Below are 6,933 nucleotides of genomic sequence, written 5' to 3'. Positions count from 1 at the left end.
GCTCCCGCGCTGCGGGATCTTTTTCCCGAGTGGCTCCGCCACGAGGGAAAAAGCCGTCCTCGCGAGGAAACCGCTGAGAACCCGCGGGTGGTCGATCTGCGTTGGTGGTCACTGCTCAGCGGCTCCGCCACTGACAGGACAACGATCGCCATTCTGCGAGGACCCTTTGAGGGGTCATCGGATGCCGAGGACCTTGAGTGCGTTTTCCTTGAAGATCAACGGCCGGACCTCGTCCTTGATCTCCAGCCGGTCGAAGTCGCGCAGCCACCGATCGGGCTGGATCACGGGGAAGTCCGATCCGAACAGCACCTTGTGCCGCAGCACCGAATTCGCCGCGCGCACCAGCTGCGGCGGGAAGTACTTCGGCGACCACCCCGACAGGTCGATGTGGACGTTGGACTTGTGCGAGGCGATGGAGATCGCCTCGTCCTGCCACGGCACCGACGGGTGCGCCAGCACGATGGTGAGCTCGGGGAAGTCGGCCGCAACGTCGTCGAGCAGCATCGGGTCGGAGTAGCGCAGCTTGATGCCGTGCCCGCCGGGCATCCCGGCGCCGATCCCGGTCTGCCCGGTGTGGAACAGCGCGGGCACCCCGAGTTCGGCGATCGCCGCGTACAGCGGGTGGAACCGCGGATCGTTCGGCTCGAACGCCTGCAGGCTGGGGTGGAACTTGAAGCCCTTCACCCCGTGCTCGCCGACGAGCCTGCGGGCGCGGTCGACGGCGGCCTTGCCCTGCCAGGGGTCGACGGAGCCGAACGGGATGAGCACGTCGTTGTGCCGCGCGGCGCCGTCGGCGATCTCCTCGATCGAATTGGCGGGGTGCCCGGTCGCGGCGGCGCAGTCGACGGTGAACACGACCGCGGCCATGCCCCGCTCGCGGTAGTGCTCGGCCACGGCGTCCAGCGACGGCGTGCGTTCCGCGCCGGATTTGAAGTACCGCTCCGAGGCCGCCATCAGGTCGTCGTCGAGCGACCGGTTCCCGTGGGAGTCGATCTCGATGTGCGCGTGGAAGTCGAGCGCGGTGATCCCGTCGAAGTCGATGCCGTACTCGTACCTGCTCATCGTGTCGCCGCCCCTCGGGAACTCACCGCGTCCGGACCGTAGGCAACCACATACCGTTGAGGAGTTCAACGGTTGAAGACTGCTACTGTCCGGATGTGGAGAGGCCCGAGCCGTTCGCCGAAGACCTGGGTTTCCTGCTGTCCCGCGCCAGCGGAGTGGTCGCGAAGCTCGCGAGCGCAGCGCTGTCCCCGCTGGGCCTGCGAGTGCGCTCCTACTCCGTGCTGTCCTTCGTCGCGGAGGGCTCGGGAGGAGTGACCCAGCGGCGGCTGGCGGACCTCGTCGGCCTGGACCCGAGCCAGATCGTGGCGCTCGTCGACGAGCTGGAGGACCGCGACCTCGTGACCCGCCGCCCCGACCCCGCCGACCGCCGGAACAAGCGGATCACCGCGACCGACGACGGCCACCGCCTCCGCGACGAGGCCCGCCGGCGAATCGACGAAGCGCAAACCGCCCGCTTCGCCCACCTGCCACCGGAACTCCTGCACGAACTCCGCGAAACCCTGCGCGGCATCGCTTTTCCCGACACTTGACCGCGGGTTCGCTCGGATCAGGGGCCTTCGCACCACCCGTTGCAGGTGTAGGCCCAGCCGGACCCGCATCCGGAGACCTCGCGGCAGCCGCCGTCGCTGTCGACGCACCCCATCCAGCAGTAGTCGCTCTTGGTGCTGCACTGGCAATCCGTCTTCCTGGCGGTGCCGTGATCCGGCGGACCGAGGGTCGCGATGAGCGCCTGGGTTTCCCCGCCGAAGGCGGCGGTCACGTCGATCCGCAGGTCCTCCAGCACGCGGTCCAGCTCGGGCGGCGACGGCTGCGCGTGCAGCGACTCGTCCCCGAGCACGTCCGCGGCACGCCGCAGCGTCCGCTGCTGGTGCTCCGAGAGCTCGGGGTGCTGCGCGCCGTACTGCTCGAGGTGCTCCACCCACAGGCGGCCCTTGACCGCCGCCGACGAGGCGTTGAAGATCGCCTTCCGGTAGGCCATCGGATGCTCGACGACCGCCGCGTAGGACTGCGGGAGCCGGTCCCGGTTGGCCGCCACCCAGGCGTCCGGATCGTCGCCGTCACCGCCGCGCGGCCGGAACCTCAGCAGACCGGCCGCGACCGCGAGACCGGCGATCAGCGGCAGGCCGCCGAGCCGGACGCGGCGCGTGCCGCGGCGCGTCCGGCCCAGCGCACCGAGCACGGCCAGCGTGGCGCGCGCTCCCAGGTGCCGGACCAGGTTGAGCCCCAGCGACATCCCGGTCCAGGCGTCCACCCCGTCGGAGCGCACGCGGATCAGCGTGGGTGCCCACGGCGGATTCGCCCCGAGCGCCCGCTCGCGCCACTCCCGCACGTCCGCGCGCGCCAGCGGGATGACTTCCAGCGCGTCACCGCAGACATCGGCCACGGCTCGGGAAGTGGTCCGGCAGAGTCGGCACGAGCCGTCGAAGGCCAGCACCCAGCGGTCGTCGGAGTTCTGCATCGAATCCCCCCATGTCGCGCGCGTCGATTGCGGCGATTACCTGTTTGAACGGAACCATTCGCCGTTCACGCTGGTCAATGAGCGATCAGAGTGATCCGGAAAGGTTCCGGGCGTCCTGCTGGAGGGGGATTCGGTAATCATTCCTGCGCGAACGCGGGCCATCTCGGCCGATCGGGTCGTGCGACCGTCCTCGATTCGCCGAATTCGCCGTTGCGGTCCGGAAATCCGCGCCGGATGTCGGTGTGTGCACCCGCCGCGTCGATCAGGTCGGGTTCGGGGTGGTGCGGGCGAGGTGGGTGCGGAGGTGGTCGGCGATCAGGTCGGCGCACTCGCGCAGGACCGCGGCGCCGGTGGAGCGCTGGGCGGCGAAGCCGTGGTCGCGTCCCTCGAAGCCGCGGTGCGTGACCGGTGCGCCTTCCGCCGTGACGCGGTCGACGAAGCGCTCGATCTGCGGGGTGAGCGTGTCGTGCTCCGCGCTGATCACCAGCAGCGGGGGCAGCGCCGCCGCGATGTCCGGGTCGAGCAGCGGCGAGGCCAGCGGGTCCGCGCGGCGTTCGGCGTCGACGAAGTAGGTGTCCCGGACCAGGCGGGCGATGCACGGGCCGACCTGCGGGCGGGGCAGCGCCGAGGTGTAGTCCTGCGGAGGGATCGTGGCGTCGACCAGCGGCACGACGACGGCGGCGGCGCGGACCGGGGGCGCGCCCGCCCGGTGCGCCAGCTGGAGCGTGGAGAGGGTGAGCTTCCCGCCCGCGCTCCCGCCGCCGAGGCTGATCCGCTCGCCGTCCCAGCCCAGGGCGTCGCCGGAGTCCGCGACCCAGCGCAGCACGTCGAAGCACTGCTCCTCCGCGACGGGGAACCGGACTTGCGGGGCGGTGCTGTAGTCGATGTTCACCACGACCGCGCCGGCCTCGGCCGCGAGGTAGGTGGCGAGGTGATCGTCCTGGCGCGGCTCGGTGATGATGAAGCCGCCGCCGTGGATGTTGAGGTGCACGGGGGGACGGCCGTTCGCCAGCGGGGCGTCCGGGTGCGGGCGGTGCACGAAGCAGCGGACTCGCCCGTGCCGGGTCGGGACGTGGACGACCTCGGGTTCGTCGATCGTGCGCTCGCTGAGCGGGGCGATCCGGAACGGCCGGATCAGGGCGGGGAGCGCGAACTTGGCGGTGGCGGCCGTGAGCCAGGTCAGCGGTGCGATCCGGGCCGGTGGTGCTGCGTTCAACGTGCGTCGCCTCTCGTGCTCGATGTCGGTGCGGCGGCCCGTGCGCGGCGTGACGCCTTTGCACTGGGCGAGGACTCAGTGCAACAATGCACTCCATGTCCAGGGAGTGCAAGTTGCTGGAGCGTCGCGCGCTCATCCAGCGGAAGGCGTGCGAGCTCGTCATCGCGCGCGGGTTCGACGGCTTCACGATGGACGACCTCGCCGAGGCCGCCGAGCTGAGCCGCCGCACGGTGTTCAACCTGCTGGCGGACAAGACCTCCGCCGTGCTCGGGCCCGACGAGCTCCCCTCCGGGCCGGAGATCGAGGTCTTCGTCGGCGGCGGCCCCACCGGGGAGCTGTACGAGGACCTGACGATCACGGTCCGCGCCGCCATGGCCGAGCTCTCCGAGCGGCCGGGCGTCAGCGACGAGCGGCGGTTGTTCGAGAAGGCGATCGCCGCCGACTCCAAGGTGTTCGCCCTGGTGCTCGGCCGGGTCGAGCGGATCGTCGAGTTCGTGACCGACATGATCTGCCGCCGCGAGGGCTGGGCCCCCGGGGATCTGCGGGCGCGGGCGCTGGCGACGTCGTTGCTCGCGCTGACCCAGCTCGCGTTCGCCGAACTCGCCCAGCGCGGGGGAGAGACCTCGTTCGGCCAGGTGCTCGCCGATGTCCTCGCGGCCTTCGCCGAAACCCTGCCGCGCCGGAGCTGAACCGGGATTCCCGTTGCGCGGCAGCGGTGTTCGGGGTGAGCGGGCCGTTCGCCCCGGCTCGCAGGCGAACGGCCCGCCCGCGGGACACCTGTGCGGTCCGCGAGAGGTGTCCTCCGGATCAGGGCAGCGGGCCGGACTCCCTGCGGGTGGCGGCGTCCTGATCGCCGAGGTCGTAGCTCGGGTGCGGGGGCTGGTTGTAGGCGGTGTTCTGCCAGGCGACGGCCAGCCGGTACTGCCGGTCCTCCATCAGGCCGGGCAGGCTCAGCTCGGTCGGTTCCGCGGTGCTGAAGATCCGCAGCGCGCTGCTGTCCTCGGTGCGGTAGACGACCTCCTCGCGCCAGTCGCCCATCAGATCAGCGGACAACGCGGGGGTGGCCTTGGTGCCGTTGTTCGAGGCGACTCCCTCGAAGTCCTCCAGGCGCCGCTCGCCGTCGCCGGTGTACTTGTCGATGCGGGTGTCGTCGAGCAGTTCGCGGGTCGCGTCGCCATCCCACCAGACGAGGAAGTTCATCGAACCGGGAGCGGGACCGATCTCCGCGCCCGCGGAGTCGCGCAGCCGGTCGTCGGCGGCCGACCAGTACTCGGCACCGGGGTTGTCCGCCCAGATGTCCCCGGCGACGCCGCGGCCGTTGTCGCCCGAAGGCTCGGTCTCCCAGAGGATCTCACCGGTGGCGGCGTCGGCCAGCCACGAACCGGGCTGGTCGGAGTTCTCGTCGACCTTGAACACCTCCAGGCCCTCGTTGTCCGGGGCGAAGGCGCCGACGTGCAGCGCGTCGCCGTGACCGTATCCGGTGTTCCACAGCGGCGTGCCGTCGTCGTCGAGGGCCAGCGAGCCGTAGATGATCTCGTCGCTGCCGTCGTCGTCCACGTCGGCCACCGACAGGTTGTGGTTGCCCTGCCCGGCGTACTGCTCGCCCGCCTCATCGCTGTCGAACGTCCACAGCGGAACGAGTTCGCCGCCCTCGAAGTGCCACGCCGTGATCACAGTGCGGGTGTAGTAGCCGCGCGCCTGGATCAGAGCGGGCTTGTCCCCGATCTGCGCGGTGGCGGCGAGGAAGCGATCCACCCGGTTGCCGTAGTCGTCGCCCCACTCGCCGACGTCGCCGCGCTGCGGGAGGTAGTCGGTGGTGTGCAGGACCGCGCCGGTCTCCCCGTCGAACATGGTGAGGAATTCCGGTCCGTCCAGCACGTAACCGCCGTCGTTGCGGTGATCGGCGTCGGCGTCGCCGAGGGCGGTGCCCGCGCCGTCGACGGTGCCGTCGGCGGTCTTCATCGCGACCTCGGCCCGGCCGTCGCCGTCGTAGTCGTAGACCTGGAACTGGGTGTAGTGCGCGCCCGCGCGGATGTTGCGCCCGAGGTCGATGCGCCACAGCAGCGTGCCGTCCGCCTTGTAGGCGTCGACGATCTGGTTTCCGGTGTGGCCGCTCTGCGAGTTGTCCTTCGAGTTGGACGGATCCCACTTGACCACGTACTCGTACTCGCCGTCCCCGTCGAGGTCGCCGACGCTGACGTCGTTGGCGCTGTAGGTGTAGTCCGTGCCGTCGGGGGTGGTGCCGCCGTCGGGGATCTGCAGCGGGACGTCGAGGTGGTCGGCGGCGAACGACCGGGCCTGCGACGCGGCCATCGTGGCGCCACCGGGCGTCGCCGGGACGACCGTGTAGCGGGCTTCGGGCGGTGCGCCCGCGTCGAAGAAGCCGGTGGGGCCCGTCAGCGGCGCGGGCGTCAGCTCCGTGCCGTCGCGGAAGACGTCGAACGCGATGCCCGCAGGGTCGGAGCCGAGCAGCCGCCACGAGACGAAGTTGCCGTCGCCGGACCGGACGCTGACGGCGGCCCGGCCGGGCTCGGCCGCGGGCGGTGCGGCGACCGCCTGCGGTAACGGCCAGGTGACCGGGAGCAGTGCGGCGGCCAGCACGGGAAGCAGTGCCCGGCGGCGGGATCGGGAGTTGTTCACCTTGAATGATTCCATTGAGGACGGTGCCGATCAGGTCGAGGGTGCCTGGTCGCACCCCGGTGGATGGAGCAGTCCTGCGCTCGTCGAATGGAAATGTGGTAAGCGCTTTCCGAAGCGTAGGTTCGCTCGCCGCGCACTGGCAAGGGTGATCGGCGACGCCCGGCGTGAATCCGCCGCAAAGCGGCCACCTGCGTCGCCGCGGACCGCCGGACGGACCACTTCGGCGCGGTGCAGGGGAGCCCGTTCGGCAGCGCGCGATCGGTGACGGTTCGCCGCGGAGAGCGGGACCTAGGGCGAATTCGTCCATTGTGGACGAGAGTGGTCGCGTGCCCGTGCCCGGGAATCGGCGGGCGGCACCGCGCCGCCCGCCGACCCGCAGCGGGATCGTGCCGGAAGACGGCTCCTCGCTGCCCGTCTTTGAGCTTGAATTTCCAAGTGAGCGGCGTTGTTCGTCGTTGTCCTGTCAGCGGCGAAGCCGCTGAGCAGTGACCAGCTTGAGCAAGGTGACCACCGGCGGGTTCTCAGCGGTTTCCTCGCGAGGACAGCTTTTTCCCTC

6 protein-coding genes are annotated in these 6,933 nt (G+C 70.8%); 2 read left to right on the top strand and 4 right to left on the bottom strand.

What is annotated here, in order from left to right; all coding sequences use genetic code 11:
- Positions 1-174 precede the first annotated feature (174 nt).
- A complete protein-coding gene (locus tag ACWD38_RS29830; protein WP_184479559.1) occupies positions 175-1,062 on the bottom strand; it encodes an amidohydrolase family protein in 888 nt (295 codons plus the stop codon).
- A gap of 95 nt (positions 1,063-1,157) precedes the next feature.
- Here ACWD38_RS29830 and ACWD38_RS29825 point away from each other — a divergent pair, with 95 nt between their 5' ends.
- Positions 1,158-1,592 carry a MarR family winged helix-turn-helix transcriptional regulator gene (locus tag ACWD38_RS29825; protein WP_450125400.1) on the top strand — a complete coding sequence of 145 codons (435 nt, stop codon included), beginning with the start codon at positions 1,158-1,160 and terminating at the stop codon, positions 1,590-1,592.
- Positions 1,593-1,609: 17 nt separating this feature from the next.
- On the opposite strand, the gene ACWD38_RS29820 is transcribed toward ACWD38_RS29825, so the two are convergent.
- Positions 1,610-2,521, bottom strand: a complete 912-nt coding sequence (locus tag ACWD38_RS29820) for a bacteriocin fulvocin C-related protein (protein ID WP_184479557.1) — start codon at positions 2,519-2,521, stop codon at positions 1,610-1,612.
- Between the two features lie 262 nt (positions 2,522-2,783).
- Positions 2,784-3,737: an alpha/beta hydrolase gene (locus tag ACWD38_RS29815; protein WP_450125399.1), complete on the bottom strand. Its 954-nt coding sequence runs from the start codon at positions 3,735-3,737 to the stop codon at positions 2,784-2,786.
- 95 nt (positions 3,738-3,832) lie between these two features.
- Between ACWD38_RS29815 and ACWD38_RS29810 the strand changes: the two genes are divergently transcribed.
- On the top strand, positions 3,833-4,426 hold the full coding sequence (locus tag ACWD38_RS29810; protein WP_184479555.1) for a TetR/AcrR family transcriptional regulator: 594 nt from the start codon (positions 3,833-3,835) through the stop codon (positions 4,424-4,426).
- A 118-nt stretch (positions 4,427-4,544) separates the two neighbouring features.
- Here ACWD38_RS29810 and ACWD38_RS29805 read toward each other — a convergent pair whose 3' ends face one another.
- A complete protein-coding gene (locus ACWD38_RS29805; RefSeq protein WP_450125398.1) occupies positions 4,545-6,377 on the bottom strand; it encodes a rhamnogalacturonan lyase in 1,833 nt (610 codons plus the stop codon).
- Between the last annotated feature and the right edge of the window lie 556 nt (positions 6,378-6,933).

This window comes from Saccharopolyspora sp. NPDC002578 (assembly GCF_053592695.1).
This window is presented reverse-complemented; position numbering and strand designations above follow the sequence as displayed.